This is a genomic window from Pseudomonas sp. W22_MBD1_FP4, assembly GCF_052113765.1.
Classification (GTDB): domain Bacteria; phylum Pseudomonadota; class Gammaproteobacteria; order Pseudomonadales; family Pseudomonadaceae; genus Aquipseudomonas; species Aquipseudomonas sivasensis.
In genome coordinates this window covers 25,111-39,571 of the sequence record NZ_JBGQOI010000017.1, presented here as the reverse complement: position 1 = coordinate 39,571, position 14,461 = coordinate 25,111, and the positions used below count along the sequence as shown (strand labels likewise).

Annotated in this window: 12 protein-coding genes; 5 read left to right on the top strand and 7 right to left on the bottom strand. The window is 62.2% G+C overall.

Annotation, left to right across the window (positions count from 1 at the left end; all coding sequences use genetic code 11):
- Nucleotides 1-40: 40 nt before the first annotated feature.
- The 5 genes from ACEN2T_RS20960 to ACEN2T_RS20940 all read left to right on the top strand — a co-directional run bounded on the left by ACEN2T_RS20960 (nucleotide 41) and on the right by ACEN2T_RS20940 (nucleotide 5,740).
- Nucleotides 41-709 carry an ATP-binding cassette domain-containing protein gene (locus tag ACEN2T_RS20960; protein WP_122756820.1) on the top strand — a complete coding sequence of 223 codons (669 nt, stop codon included), beginning with the start codon at nucleotides 41-43 and terminating at the stop codon, nucleotides 707-709.
- Nucleotide 710: 1 nt separating this feature from the next.
- Nucleotides 711-3,173, top strand: a complete 2,463-nt coding sequence (locus ACEN2T_RS20955; RefSeq protein ID WP_442117464.1) for an FtsX-like permease family protein — start codon at nucleotides 711-713, stop codon at nucleotides 3,171-3,173.
- Nucleotides 3,163-4,224 (top strand): lipocalin-like domain-containing protein, encoded by a 1,062-nt coding sequence (locus ACEN2T_RS20950; protein ID WP_286819083.1) that lies wholly within the window; start codon nucleotides 3,163-3,165, stop codon nucleotides 4,222-4,224. The genes ACEN2T_RS20955 and ACEN2T_RS20950 overlap by 11 nt, the downstream gene beginning before the upstream one ends.
- Nucleotides 4,225-4,361: 137 nt before the next feature.
- Entirely contained in the window at nucleotides 4,362-5,357 is a 996-nt protein-coding gene (locus ACEN2T_RS20945) for a hypothetical protein (protein WP_442117463.1), read from the top strand.
- A gap of 2 nt (nucleotides 5,358-5,359) precedes the next feature.
- Nucleotides 5,360-5,740, top strand: coding sequence for a hypothetical protein (locus tag ACEN2T_RS20940; protein ID WP_032888179.1), 381 nt, complete (start codon nucleotides 5,360-5,362; stop codon nucleotides 5,738-5,740).
- 317 nt (nucleotides 5,741-6,057) lie between these two features.
- Here ACEN2T_RS20940 and ACEN2T_RS20935 read toward each other — a convergent pair whose 3' ends face one another.
- From ACEN2T_RS20935 to ACEN2T_RS20905, 7 genes are all read right to left on the bottom strand, one after another.
- Entirely contained in the window at nucleotides 6,058-7,158 is a 1,101-nt protein-coding gene (locus ACEN2T_RS20935) for an SMP-30/gluconolactonase/LRE family protein (RefSeq protein WP_442117462.1), read from the bottom strand.
- Nucleotides 7,155-7,832, bottom strand: a complete 678-nt coding sequence (locus ACEN2T_RS20930; RefSeq protein WP_442117461.1) for a sterol desaturase family protein — start codon at nucleotides 7,830-7,832, stop codon at nucleotides 7,155-7,157. The genes ACEN2T_RS20935 and ACEN2T_RS20930 overlap by 4 nt, the downstream gene beginning before the upstream one ends.
- Nucleotides 7,833-7,908: 76 nt before the next feature.
- The gene (locus ACEN2T_RS20925; protein ID WP_032888174.1) at nucleotides 7,909-8,772 is read right to left on the bottom strand and encodes a LysR family transcriptional regulator; all 864 of its coding nucleotides are present in this window, start codon (nucleotides 8,770-8,772) and stop codon (nucleotides 7,909-7,911) included.
- 69 nt (nucleotides 8,773-8,841) lie between these two features.
- Entirely contained in the window at nucleotides 8,842-9,603 is a 762-nt protein-coding gene (locus tag ACEN2T_RS20920) for an alpha/beta fold hydrolase (protein WP_179178741.1), read from the bottom strand.
- 106 nt (nucleotides 9,604-9,709) lie between these two features.
- Nucleotides 9,710-11,122 (bottom strand): efflux transporter outer membrane subunit, encoded by a 1,413-nt coding sequence (locus ACEN2T_RS20915; protein ID WP_442117460.1) that lies wholly within the window; start codon nucleotides 11,120-11,122, stop codon nucleotides 9,710-9,712.
- Nucleotides 11,115-13,085, bottom strand: a complete 1,971-nt coding sequence (locus ACEN2T_RS20910; protein WP_095184348.1) for a MacB family efflux pump subunit — start codon at nucleotides 13,083-13,085, stop codon at nucleotides 11,115-11,117. The genes ACEN2T_RS20915 and ACEN2T_RS20910 overlap by 8 nt, the downstream gene beginning before the upstream one ends.
- 1 nt (nucleotide 13,086) lies before the next feature.
- The gene (locus ACEN2T_RS20905; RefSeq protein ID WP_032888167.1) at nucleotides 13,087-14,256 is read right to left on the bottom strand and encodes an efflux RND transporter periplasmic adaptor subunit; all 1,170 of its coding nucleotides are present in this window, start codon (nucleotides 14,254-14,256) and stop codon (nucleotides 13,087-13,089) included.
- Nucleotides 14,257-14,461 lie beyond the last annotated feature (205 nt).

The window sequence follows — 14,461 nt, the reverse complement described above, 5'->3', positions numbered from 1 at the left end:
ACCGTTATTCTCGATGGCCACCCCTCCGATGAGTGTTCCCATGCTGCAGGTGCAAGGTGTCTTCAAAAGCTATGCCACGCCTCAAGGCCCGTTGGCGGTGTTGGCAGGTGTGGATTTGCACCTGGCCGCACGCAGCAGCCTGGCGTTGATGGGCGAGTCGGGCAGTGGAAAAAGCACCTTGTTGCACTTGGTGGCGGGGCTTGATCGGTTGGATCGCGGCAGTATCCAAGTGGGTGAGCAGCGCCTCGACCAGATGAGCGAGGCGCAACTGGCTCACTGGCGGCGCACTGAAATTGGCCTTGTGTTCCAGCAGTTCAACCTCATTGGCAGTTTGCGCGTCGACGACAACCTGGCGTTCCAGGCCCGGCTGGCGGGGCGCTTTGATCCGCTCTGGCAGGCGCAGTTGGTGGAACGCCTGGGCCTGGGCGACTTGCTCAAGCGCTATCCGGAACAGCTCTCGGGCGGCCAACAACAGCGGGTCGCGGTAGGGCGGGCCTTGGCGTCGCGGCCAGGCTTGCTGTTGGCTGACGAACCCACCGGCAACCTCGACGAAGCCACCAGCGACGAGGTGTTGCAACTGATGCTGGACCTGTTGCGCGACAGTCCCACCAGCTTGTTGATGGTCACCCACAGCCCCCGTATCGCCGCACGGCTGGACCAGCAGGTGGTGTTGCATCACGGCCGCGTCCTGCCTGCGGATGCTCGCTGAAATGGCGGTGTTTTATTGGACACTGCGCGCGTTGCTCAGCCATTGGCGGCGCCACCCGGTGCAGTTTTTCAGTGTGCTCACCGGCTTGTGGCTGGCCACCGCACTCTTGACCGGCGTGCAGGCCCTCAACAGTCAGGCGCGCGACAGCTATGCCCGCGCCAGCCAGTTGATCGGCGGCGAACCCCAAGCCAGTCTCAGTGCGCCGGACGCTGCCAGTTTCCCGCAAACGCTGTTTGCCGAACTGCGCCGCGCGGGTTGGCCGGTGTCGCCGGTGGTGCAGGGGCGGTTGCAGCTCAAGGGGCATGAGGACGTGCGCCTGCAATTGATGGGCCTCGACCCGCTGTCGTTGCCCGGCAGCGGCGCGGTAGCGGGGCAGCGCTTGAGCCAGGCGCAGATGCTCGCCTTCTTTGACCCTCCGGGGCGTACCTGGATCGCGCCGCAAACCTTGCAGGCCCTGGGGCTGCACGAAGGGCAGCAACCCCTGGCGCTGAACGGGCAACGCCTGCCGCCGCTGCAAGCCCAGCCGGACATGGCGCCCGGGCTGTTACTGACCGATATCGGCTTTGCTCAACCTTTGCTTGAGATGCCTGGGCAGCTGTCGCGGCTGCTGCTGGACAAGGCCTTCGCCGCCAGCCATCCCACGCCTCCCGCCGGGCTGCAACTCCGGCAGGGCGAGGACAGCAACTTGGCGCGCCTCACCGAAAGCTTCCACCTGAACCTTGATGCGCTGGGCTTCCTGTCCTTTGTGGTGGGGCTGTTTATTGTGCACGCCGCCATCGGCCTGGCCCTGGAGCAACGCCGCGGACTGCTGCGCACCTTGCGTGCCTGTGGGGTCAGTGCGCGTTTGTTGATCCTCGGGCTTGGGGTGGAATTGGGCGCGTTGTCGCTGCTGGGCGGCGTGCTCGGCGTCGCCAGCGGATACCTTCTGGCCAGCCTGCTGCTGCCGGATGTGGCTGCCAGCCTGCGCGGCTTGTATGGCGCCGAAGTACCGGGACAGTTGAGCCTGAGTCCATGGTGGTGGCTGGCGGGATTGGGCTTGAGCCTGTTGGGTGCCTTACTGGCCGGTGCCAGCAGCGTGTGGCGGGCGGCGCGCTTGCCGTTGCTGGCGCTGGCCAACGCCCAGGCCTGGCACGAGGCCCATGGTCGCTGGTTACGGCGTCAGGGCTGGGTCGCCGGAACGGCATTGCTGATCGCGCTGTTGGCGCTTTGGCTGGGCGACAGCTTGGCGGCGGGGTTTGTATTGATGGCGGCCTTACTGCTTGGCGCGGCCTTGGGCTTGCCGGTATTGCTCAACGGGCTGCTCAAGGCCGTGTTGGGGCGCAGCCGTTCAGTGCTTGGCCAGTGGTTTCTTGCCGATTGCCGCCAACAACTGCCGGCTTTGAGCCTGGCACTGATGGCGCTGCTACTGGCCCTGGCCGCGAATATCGGCGCGGGCTCCATGACCTCGAGCTTTCGCCACACCTTCAATCATTGGCTGGAACAACGCCTCACTGCCGAGCTGTACCTCAACCCGCAAACCCCGGCCCAGGCGGATCAGCTCAGCACTTGGCTGGCGCACCAACCGTTGGTGCAGAGGGTGTTGCCTACCTGGCAGATCGCCGTGCAAGTGCAGGGCTGGCCAGCGGATCTGTTCGGGGTGGTCGACGATCCGACCTATCGCGAGCACTGGCCTTTGTTGGACGCTGCCGATGCACCTTGGGACCGGTTGCAGCGTGACGACACCTTGATGCTCAGCGAGCAGTTGGCGCGCAGGCTTTCAGTCAGGCTCGGGGATTCGATTGATATCCCCACGCCTCAAGGCGTCTGGTCACCCAAGGTGGTGGGGATTTACGCGGATTACGGCAATCCCAAGGGGCATATCCTGGTCAATTCCGAACACCTGCTGGCGCACTGGTCGACGCTCTCACCCGCGCGCTTCAACCTGCGCGTCGCGCCGTCTGATGTAGCGCCACTGGTGCGAGAAGTGCAGCGCGCATTTGCCCTGGACGACAGCCGCATCGTCGATCAACAGCAACTCAAGGGCTGGTCGAGCCAGGTGTTCGAACGCACCTTCGCCGCGACTGCGGCCCTCAACAGCCTGACCTTGGGCGTGGCCGGCGTAGCGCTGTTCATTAGCCTGCTGACCCAGAGCCAGAGCCGCCTCGGCCAACTCGCACCGCTGTGGGCGCTGGGCGTGACACGTCGACAATTGATGTTGCTGAACCTGGGCCAGACCTGGCTGCTGGCGGTGCTCACCCTAATGTTGGCGTTGCCGCTGGGGGTGTTATTGGCATGGTGCCTGGACGCGGTGATCAACGTGCAGGCCTTTGGTTGGCGGCTGCCGCTGCAGGTGTTCCCGTGGCAGCTCGCACAATTGCTTGGGCTGGCGATGCTCGCCACATTGTTGGCATCGGCCTGGCCGTTGTGGCAGCTGTACCGCAGCCGTCCGGCGGATTTGCTGAGGACCTTTGCCCATGAAGATTAAGGCGTTGATGTGCGCGTTATTGCTGCTGGCGGCTTGTGACAAAGCCCCCGCGCCCCAAGAGAGCTTTGCAGGCCTGGGCAGCGATGCGGCGGACTTTGCCCAAGTGCTGCCCGGCAAGGTGTTCAGCTTTCCCGAGGACCATGGCCCCCATGACGGTTTTCGCATCGAGTGGTGGTACGTCACCGCCAATCTGAAGGACGCCCAAGGCAATGTGTTCGGCGTGCAATGGACGCTGTTTCGCAACGCCTTGAAAGCCGGGCCGACCCAGGCCGGCTGGCGGGATTCGACGGTGTGGCTCGGCCATGCCGCCGTCACCTCCGCCAACCGCCATTACGCCGCCGAACGGCTGGCCCGTGGCGGCGTTGGCCAGGCCGGTGCCCAGGCAGCGCCGTTCAATGCGTGGATTGACGATTGGAACTTTGCCAGCCGTCCTGGCGCGACCAGTGCATTGGCGGATATGCAACTCAAGGCCAGCGCAGAGCACTTCGCCTACGACTTGCGGCTGACCTCCAGCCGTCCATTGGTGTTGCAAGGTGACAACGGCTACAGCCGTAAATCCGACCAGGGCCAGGCGTCGTATTACTACAGCCAGCCGTTCTTCACCGCCAATGGCAGCGTCAGCATCGATGGCACAACCTATCAAGTCACTGGCCCGGCGTGGCTCGACCGCGAATGGAGCAGCCAACCACTGAGCGCCAGCCAGACTGGTTGGGACTGGTTCTCCCTGCACCTCGACCGGGGCGCGCAACTGATGCTGTTTCGCGTGCGCCAGAAGGACGGCGGCGGTTATCTCACCGGCACCTGGATCGACGCCCAGGGACGTACAGAGACCTTGCATAACGCTGACATCCAGCTGACACCGCTGGAAACCACGGCCATCGATGGGCGCAACCTGCCGACGCGCTGGTCGCTGAAAATACCTGGCAAACAGCTGGATATCACCACTGAAGCCGTCAACCCGAACGCCTGGATGAACCTGAGCATTCCGTATTGGGAAGGGCCGGTGAGGTTTGACGGGGGCGTGGGCTACCTGGAAATGACCGGGTATTGAGGGTACTTCCGTAAGCGCTTGTCCGCGTTGACGTAGGTAACTTCCCAAATGTTATTCAGCCTTCCTCGGGTTGTGTCCGGGGTGTATCTGCTTGCTTATATTTCGACGCCATCTTCATTGCATCCCGGATGTAAGGCATGGCGCAGAGCTATCTCAACGACCGCACGATGGACTATCCGAGTGTGAAATCCCGCTTGATGGGTAGTGCTCCGAGCCGGCAGCGTTCTGATCATTTTGATGTGTTGAATCGGCACCTGCGCCATGGGCTGGTGACGCCGGGTCAGATGGTGATTATTCCCGATGCCTACAGCGTGACGTGTTCGTTGGAGGAGGCCTGGTTGATGCGCCGGGCGGAAGAAATTCACCGGCAGTTGGCGCAAGACGCGTCAGTCGGAACGGCGGTGATCAATAACTATGACTTGCTGCAGAGCTTTCTCGCGTACAGCTCGATCGGGGTGGGCAGCGTGACGTCGGCGTGGTCGCGGCATCTGGACGAGGTGGCGCATACGCTGGAGGACATTGAGCGGTTGCATCAGCGCTTTCGGGACGGTGGGTTGGACCGGCAGGCATTTTTTCGCCAGCGCCAGGTGTTGTTGTCGCTGTTGGACACCCAATTGCAAGGCGCGGCGCGCTATGGCACGGGTTTGCGGGGTAATCAGGGGTTGAAGAAGCTGCTGGGGATTTCCACGAAAAGCTATCTGAAGAAGGGTGAGATCGCCGGGTACGCGCAGCGGATTCGGGAGATCGCGCAGATGTCAAAGTGGTTGGGCAAAGGCACGTATGTGGGGTTGGCGCTGGACGTGGGCGTGGCGGGATTGGAGATCAAGGAGGCGTGTGTGACGGGGCGGGAGGCGCAGTGTCGGAGGGCGAAGTATGTGGAGACGGGGAGGTTGGTGGGGGCGGTTTCGGGGGCGGCTGTAGCTGCGAACTTTGGCGGGAAACTAAGTCGTCGTGCATGCAATATTTTTTTAGGTATTGCGGCTAAAGGACGTGGTGAACTGATTTGCAGCGTTATCGGAGGCGCTGCGGGTGGGTATGCAGGAGGCAACGTGCTAGGCGATGGCGGAGCGTTTCTGGGAGGAAAGATCGTAGAGGTCGATGGTGACTTGATATTCCAGCCAGAGGGGGCTTAGCCATGGATTTTTTTCTGGTCTATACCGTTGTCTGGTTTGTCGGGACGTTTGTTTTCTTAGGACTGGTACTGTTTGCCGAATATACGAAGCTCGACGAGTTGGAAAGTTACTTCAGTGAAAATGAAAAGGTTCGTAGACATAAGCGTTTTTGGAAAAGAAATCAGCGAATCGACCGGTATCATCGCATGGGGTTGATGGTCGACATTCTGTCGATGCCCAAGGCCTTCCTGAAAGCAGGCCTTGTGACTGAGGCCGAACTGGCATCTGTTCCTTTAGCGCTTAAACGTTGGGCATTGTGGCCGTATCGTCTTGGTTATGTTTGGACTATTGCCGCAGTCGTCTGGGCCGTTTGGCGAAGCTGGTGCGACATCCCGATTGACTGAATCTCAACGGGCAGCTTGACCGCATACATAGCTGTCGGCCTACGTGGTTGACCGGGCGACTTCAGATTAAAGGCAGAAGCGCGGCAGCCTTAGAGTCGGTCGATTTTTTAGTGAACTCAGTCCAGATGTGCGATGGGGCCTGACCCCAGTGGCAGTGGGTCAGTCATAGATGTATCAACTGACACTCCCTCATCGCGGGCAAGCCCACTCCCACATTTGGTCTTCATGCATCAGATAGACCTCCGGCTGGCTTAGGCTTGTTCTCTGCTTTTGATTTTGATCTCAGGCGCCCCGTCCGGACCAAACTGACCCTCTCTTCACTCCGGCTTTAACGCCAGTTGCAACGGCACGCGCGCCATGCTCGTGTTCGTCAGCGAGCCCAGATACAACCAGTCGCCATACTCCCGCGCGGTGGTAATCGGTGAGTAGTTGCCCGCGCTGCCATCCTGCAAGTTGGCGATGACCTTGCCGTTGGTATCCAACCCCAACACAAAGGCTTTGCGCTCGATGGGCTTGGGCACCACCATCAGTGCGCGCACCATCACTTTGCGCAGCAGCGGGTAGCCGGCGAAGCTGTCCAGCAACGGGTTGCGCGGTGAGTAGAGCGCTACCCAGAAACGGTCCCGGCCGTTGAAACTCAGGTTGTCCGGCAGGCCGGGCAGGTTGTCGATAAACAGGTCGTGGCTGCCAGTACGTTCGCCTTTGAGCCAGTAACGGCTGATGCGGTAGGCGCCAGTTTCATTCACCAGTACGTAGCTTTCGTCCGGGCCCAGGGCTACGCCGTTGGCGAATTGCAGCTGGTCGAGCAACACCTCGGTGTTGCCGTTGCTGAAGTCGTAACGCAGCAGCCGCCCATCGCCGCCATGTTCGATCACCGCTTCGCCGTCCTGCCCATAACCCCAGCGGCTCGACGCATCGCTGAAATACCCATAACGGCCGCTGGCGTCCACGATGACGTCATTGGTAAAGCCGAAGGGCGCGCCATTGGCGCTGGAGCTCAGGGAAGTGAGTTGGCGGTTCGAGTCCAGCGCGAGCAGGCCTTTCACCCCATCGGCAATGATCAAGCGCCCATCCGGGTGCATCGCCAGGCCCAGTGGGCGACCGCCCGTATTGGCCAGTACTTCCAGGCTTTGACTGTCGGGCGATGTGCGGATGATGCGCCCGTCATGCAGGCCGCTGATGAGCAAACCCTGTGCATCCAACAGCAACGCCTCCGGCCCGGCGATGTCCTGGGCGCCGATTTTCTGTACAGCCTTGAGTCGCTGGTTTTCGGCGAAAGGGCCATCCTTCATCGATGGCGCTTTGGGCGGTGACCAGTTCACCGGTTGTACCTTGGTGGGCATCAGCAGCAGAAAGGCGACCACCGCCAGCAGCAACACAAACAGCAGATGGCGCAGTTTTTTTGGACGGGTACTCATGACGATTCCTGGTTGTCGTTGGGGTTCGGCTCCCAGTGCAGGGTGCCGAACAGGTAATCCATCAGGGGAAGGACGATATTGAAATTGCGCCCCTGCATCAGCTCGCGACGATGGTGCAGGGCATGCAGCCGGTGCATCTGGCGAATCCACGGCAGGCGCGCCACCGGATGCTCCGCAGGCAGGTGCTCGCAGGCGTGGAACACTTCGTAGAACAGGTAGCCCAAGAGCATGCACCCGGCAAACAGCCCAGCAACGTTGGGGCTCAGTTGCTTGAGCAGCCACCAGGCGGGGAGCGTGATGACCAGGCTGTGCAGCACGATCAACCAGGCCGGGAACAGGATCACCCGCCAGTCCCGTGGGCTGTCGTAGGTCATGTGGCCAGGGGTGAAGAAACTGTGGTGGTCGCCGGTATGGCGTGCGTAGAACAAGCGCGCAAAGGCGTGTTTGTGATGGCCGAGATGGCGGTGCACGAGGTAGATGCAGAGGTTGAAGAACAGCAGGGTCAACGGCACGGTCAGCCATTGCAGCGCTGTGATCTGCTCAGTGCTGGACCAGGCCAGGGTGATGCAGGCGATGCCGTAACCCAGTACAAAAAAACCATGAAGCCAGGGGTTGTAGCGAGCGGAAACCGCGGCGCGGTAGCGGGCACGGAAAGCCTCGGTAGCGTCGGGCATGGTCGGGACTCATATTATTTTTGGGTGGTGACTGAGCTTAGTCCGCCTTCGCGATTGTGCGAGTCCATAGTCCGTTTCACATCAGCGGATCCCAGCGTTGCGACCAGTCACCTTCGGCCTTGACCACGTCGCGCAGTAACTCCAGGGCCTGCTGCAACACCGCCGAATCCCGTGCCCGCGAATACACCAGGTAGGTTGGGAAACTGAACTCCGGCGCCTTGGCCACACGCTGCATCACACCGCTGTCCAGGTAGCTTTGCACCACCCGCGTGCGGAAATACCCGGCGCCGCCGTTTTCGAGGATGTACTGCAAGGCCAAAGGCCCCAGGTTGAAGCTCACCGCAGCGCGGGCCTTGTCGGGCAGGGCCGCGTCATGTTGCTGGCGAAAGCCCGGGCCCCAGTCGATGTAAACGTACGGCGCCGGCTTGCTGACCAATTGCACCAGGATCAGCTTTTCTTCCAGCACCTGCTCCACCTGCAACCCCGGCCAGTACTGCGGCTGGAACACCAACGCAGCGTCGAGCACTCCCAGTTCCAGTTGGCGCAACAGGTATTCGCCTTCACGCACTTCGGTGCGCAATGCGTGGCCGGGAATATGCTCGCGCAGCGCCTGGGCCCAGCCGAGCATCAGCGGGTTGCACAGGCTGACCTCTCCGCCGATATGCAGCACATTGCGATAGCCATCGGGCAACGGCAGGTCGCGGCGCGCGGCCTCCCAGGTTTGCAGCAACTGGTTGGCGTACACCACGAAGGCCTCGCCGTCAGCGGTCAGGCGTGCACCCGCGCGGTTGCGGATGAACAGCGTACTGCCCAGTTGGCTTTCCAGGCTTTTGACCCGTGCGGTGATGGCGGTCTGGGTGACGTGCAGTTTCTCGGCCGCCGCTGCGAGGCTGCCGCAGCGGGTGATTTCGAGGAAGGTGCGTGCCAGTTCGATGTCCATGAAAACCCCTGGGGATGAATGGGGGGCATTGTAGAACTGATCACTGAAGAGGGGGGCGTGGAATGCAATTCAACGGTGGACCTGCTCCCTGGCATGCCCGTCAAGACAGCGAGTGGAGGGCGGCGGCTGTTTGCCAAGGGCCAGGAAATCGCCCACCCATCGGCTGATACACCCTCCGCCGTCCGGTTTGGCGGGCTCCCTGAGGCGCAGGTGTGTGACTTGAAAGGCGTCTGCCGTGCCCTGTTCAGCGTTGACCAGCACCATGCGTGCGACGCGTTCGGGAAACTGCACCGCGTAACGGCTGCCCAGGCGGGTTGCGTGGCCGTTACCCAAAAAATGCAATCGTGGGTCGCCCAGTTGTGCGCGTACATACTCCATGTCCTGAACTGCCTGTTCGACGTCATGGGCCTGAGTGAGTTCGCGAGGGCTGAGTTCAATCACATCGTAGCGGTTGAGCAGAGTGCGGTAGGCCTGTGTGTAGTAGGTCTCCCAACGGCTGACGAGGTGAATGCTGAACGTACTTGCGCTGTTTTCCTGCAGTGTGTCACCGGGTTGGACGAATACCACACCTTCACGACTCAGTGGCTCACGGGCGCCGACACGGGTCAGGTACAGGCGTTGAGTGCCTTCCCCGGGGGCCGCGTGGTTACGCGGTACTGTCACGACGCCGCACTGGGTGCGCGCCAGCACCTCAGGAGCCATCTGTTCGTCTGTGGGGAGGGTGCAATCGAGCAGCCAATCGATGGCGGTGGGCTTGATCAGTGACTCTGCCTGGACAAGATGAGTGACCAGCCAGAGACAGCCGCATGCGAGGTGTTTTGCAACATTCATCAGGAGGTCCCGGGCAGCCGTGTGGAAGCGGCTTTTTACCAAGGATCCTGAGGTGACGAATGTAGGGGCGTGAGACGACTGGTGTACGAAACAAGAGTTTCGTTTATCAGATATTAGTCTTCCAACCGCCACCCAATGCCTTATACAGCGCAATGCTGGCCTGCAGGCGTGACAGTCGCAATTGCACGTTCAAGTCCTGGGCAGCATAAAGCGTGCGCTGGGTTTCCAGTACCGTAAGCAAGTCCTCGGCGCCCGCTTGGTAGCGGCTTTCAGCAATCTGGAAGGCGGTCTGGGCCTGCTGCAATTCTTCCGTTTGCCATTGGCGCTGCTGGTCCAGGCGCGTGATGCTGCTGAGGGCTTTTTCCACATCGGCAAAACCGTTGATGATCGCACCGCGATAGGCGTACAGCAGCTCATCCTGGCGCGCTCGGGCCTTGTCGCGTTCGGCGCTTAAACGGCCGTTGTTGAAGATCGGCCCTGCCAGTCCGGCAGTCAGCGTGTAATACGGGCTGCGCAGAATGTCCACGGCCTTGTAGGCGTCGGAGCCTAGTGTGGCGCCGAGGGTCAAGCCTGGCAGCATCGCGGCGCGCGCCACGGTGACGTCCGCTTGCGCGGCGGCCAGTTGGGCCTCTGCCTTGGCAATATCGGGGCGGCGGCTGAGCAACTGGCTGGGTATGCCGGTGCCGATGGTTGGCCATGTCAGGGCCTGGAAGGGCTCGGCGCCCAGGTCCAGGGTTTGAACCGGCTGGCCAAGGAGGGCCGCGAGGGTGATCTGGGATTCTTCGGCCTGTTGCTGAATCAATGGCAGTTGGCGTCGCTGGCTGGCGACCAGGCTTTTCTGTTGGGCCAGTTCCAGCGCCGTGGCGGAGCCCGCGTCGTAGCGGGTTTGCACCAGGTCGAGCACGTTGCGTGCATTGGCCAGGTTCAGCTCGGCGATCTGCTGGCGCTGACGTGCGGCCAGGGTTTGCGCGTAGCGGTCGGCCACGTTGCTGAGCAAGGTCAGTTCCACGGTGGCCTGATCGAACTCACTGGCCCGCAGGCCCTGCAGGGCGCTGTCTCGGGCGGCGGCGCGGCCGCCCCAGAAATCCACTTCATAACTGGCCGTCAAGCTGGCGCCGAAATTGTCGACCGCGTCGTCGCTCTGCGAGACGTCCAGGTCTGGTCCGCCCTGGCCGTGCAGCAGCTTCTGGTGGCTGGTGGCGAGGTCGAACTTCACCTCGGGTAGCAACGGCGCCCCGGCGATCACGGCACTGGCCTGGGCCTGCCGCACACGGGCCATGGCGGCGGCCACGTCGACACTGTCACGCCGGGCCTGTTCGACCAGCCGGTTCAACTGCGGGCTGCCGAATTGCGTCCACCAGTGCTGGTTGGTGCTCTGGGCCGCGTCGCGCTCGGCGAACTGCCAGGCGGCCGGCGGCGCAATACCGCTGTCCACCGCGGGTGGATCGCCGGCGCAGGCATTGAGCAGCAGGCACAGGCTGACTAGGGACAGCTGCGAGGGGATGGATCGTTTATTCACTGGTCAACGCCTTAACCGGATCGAGCCGGGCAGCTTTACGGGCCGGCATAAAGCCGAATACGACGCCGGTGACCAGCGCACAACCAAATGCGCCAAGCACCGCCACCAGGGAAAACTGCACCGCCACCTTGGCCAGCACCAGTACGCCGCCCACCAGCAGGGCCAGGGCAATGCCGCACAAGCCGCCGACCACCGAGAGCATGACCGCCTCGGTTAGGAACTGGCGCAGGATGTCGCGTTGGCGCGCACCGGTAGCCATGCGGATGCCGATTTCGCGGGTGCGCTCGCGCACGGTCATCAGCATGATGTTCATCACGCCAATACCGCCCACCAGCAAGGAAATCGCGGCAATCGAGCCCAGCATCAGCGACAGGGTGTTCTGGGTACGGGCCTCGGCCTGAATCATTGCGGCGTTGTTGGTCAACTCGTAGTCGGGTTTGCCGTTGTGCAGCTTCTGCATAAGCTGGTCGATGGCCACTTCGGCTTCGTGGACCCTGCCTGCATCGGCGGCGGCAATCACCACGTATTCTGGGTCGTAGCTGCCAAACAAACGCACGCTGGCGGCGGTGTAGGGGATGGCGATACGGTCGTCGCTGTCCTTGTCACCGGAGGCGGCGCCTTTTTCCGCCAGCACGCCGATCACCTGGAAGGGCACGTTCTCGATCAGGATGTATTGTCCGATCGGATTGACCTGGCCCTTGAACAGCTTTTCGCGGATACGGTGGCCGATCACCGCGACCGTAGCCCCGCTGCGCTCGTCGGCGGTGGTGAAGTAGCTGCCCTCGACCACCGGCCAATTGAAGATATCCGGGAAGTTGGTGTCGTTGCCGCCCACGTACGCCATGTAGTCGACGTTGCCATAGCGCACGCCTGCTTTGCTGCCGTTGACCGGCATGATGCGCTTGACCTGGGGCAACGCACCCAGTGCCTCGACGTCATTGAGGGTGATGACGCCCAGTGGCGTGCGTGGGTTGGGCGATGCACCGCTCAGATAAAGAATGTTGGAGCCGAACGCGCCCATCTGCGCCATGACCTGGCGCTTGCTGCCTTCGCCGACCGCCAGCATCACCACCACCGACGCCACGCCGATGATGATCCCCAGCAGGGTCAATGCGGTGCGAAAACGGTTGATCCACATCACCCGCCAGGCGGCTTGTACCGCGTCCACCAATTCGGCTTTCCACGCGCCGTTATGTTCCGCACCGTCGACCAGGCGTTGACGCAGGTCCACGGCTTGCAACGCGCCGCTGGCGGCTGTTGGGGCTGTTTCACTGTCATCGGCCGAGTCGCTGATGATCAGGCCATCGCGAATCTCGATGATACGGTTGGCCCGCGCGGCGACTTCGCGGTCGTGAGTGATCAGGATCACCACGTGGCCCTGGCTGGCCAGTTCGTCGAGCAGGGTCATCACCTCGGCGCCGCTATGGCTGTCGAGGGCACCGGTGGGTTCGTCGGCGAGAATGATATGGCCGCCGTTCATCAGTGCGCGGGCAATGGACACCCGCTGCTGCTGACCGCCGGACAGTTGATGTGGACGGTTACCGGTACGCTCGGCCAGGCCCAGACGCGTCAGCAGGGCGTTGGCTCGGGCATGGCGTTCGGACGCGCTGATACCGGCGTAGATCGCCGGCATCTCGACGTTCTCCTGGGCCGTGCCTGAAGGAATCAGGTGGTAGCCCTGGAACACAAAACCAAAGGCCTCGCGGCGTAGCCAGGCCAATTCATCACTGTCCAGGTGGGCGACGTTTTCCCCGGCAAACAGGTAGTCCCCGACCGAGGGCCGATCGAGGCAGCCGAGGATGTTCATCAGCGTGGACTTGCCGGAGCCGGACGCGCCGACGATGGCGACGAATTCCCCGGCATGGATCGACAGGTCGATGCCGCGCAACACGTCCACCTGTGGGCTGTCGCCACCGCCGTAGGACTTGCGGATGTTCTTGAGTTCGATCAGAGGCGTGGTCAACTCAACCCCCGCTGCCAGCAGCCGGGCCGATCAACAGGTGGTCGCCTTCATTCAGTCCACCGAGTACCTGCACCCGCAGGCGATCACTGATGCCCAGTTGCACCTCGCGCTCCTCGATGCGGCCGTTCTCCGTGACAACACGGGCGATCTGTTTGTCGGCGCTGTGGCTGCCCAGCAGGGCGGCGACCGGCGCGGTCAGGGCGTCCTTGACCTGGCTGGCGACAAAAAACACTTGGGTGGTCATTTCGGCCATCAACGCGTTATCGCCGTTGTCGACATCCAGCAGCACGGTGTACAGCACCACGCGGCCGGTGCCGCTTTTTCCGGAGCTATTAGGGCTGCCGCTGCCCTGGGTTTCGTTCAAGGGCTGGGGTGGAATCGGCAAGATCTGGCGTACGGTGCTGGTCCAGCGCCGGTTGCCGCCGCTCAGGGTGGTGAAGTACGCCGTCATGCCGGGTTTTACATGGCCGATGTCGGCCTCCGAGACTTCGGCCCACACGGTCATCGGCGACAACTTTGCGATGCGCAGGATCAACGGCGTCTGCTGCTGGGCATTGAGGGTCTGGCCGACCCGCGCGTCCACGGCAACCACCGTGCCGGTCATTGGCGCGTAGATGCGCGTATAGCCCAGCTCCGCTTCGTCGCTGCGCAGGCTGGCCTGAGCCTGGAGGATCTGCGCCTGGAACATATTGACCCGGGCCTGGGTGGCGCTCAGTTCCGCCTTGGCGGTCTGCACATCCTCTTCGCGGGTGGCGTTGCCGGCGACCAGACGCTGCTGGCGCTGGTACTTCTGCCGCGCCAGTTCGTGCTGGGCCTTTTGCTCCTGCAGCTGGGCCTTGAGGTTTTCGATGGCGTAGCGGCTGGCATCGAGCTTGGCTTTTTGCGTCGAGGGGTCGATCTCTACCAGCAATTGGCCTTCCTGCACCTGGTCGCCGGCTTCAACGTGGATCTTGCGAATCTGCCCGGAAGCCTGGGCGCCCACGTCCACGTAACGACGTGGCTGCAGGGTGCCCAAAGCGGTCACGCTGTTTTCGATATCGCCGCGAGTCACGGTGACGGTGGTCAGCGTGTCGCGGCCGGTCGGCAGTACTTGCCAGGCGGCGACCGCGATGACGGGAATCAGGCACGCCACAACTAGCAGGGCGCGTCGGGCAGGTCGAGGGCGTTTCATGCTTAGGTTCCAGCCAGGAAAGTTCGGAGCGCAGTTGCGCAGAGCTGACAGTTAAACGAGAGAAACGCGTGAGGATTTAGGCTGTTACACACTGTGTAACGGGTCGTTTGCGTAAAAAAAACGACCGGTGGCGCAAGACTTGTTTAAAAGTAGATGAGAATTACTATAAATTGCACGCACCCAAACTGCCATTACGCAATGGGTT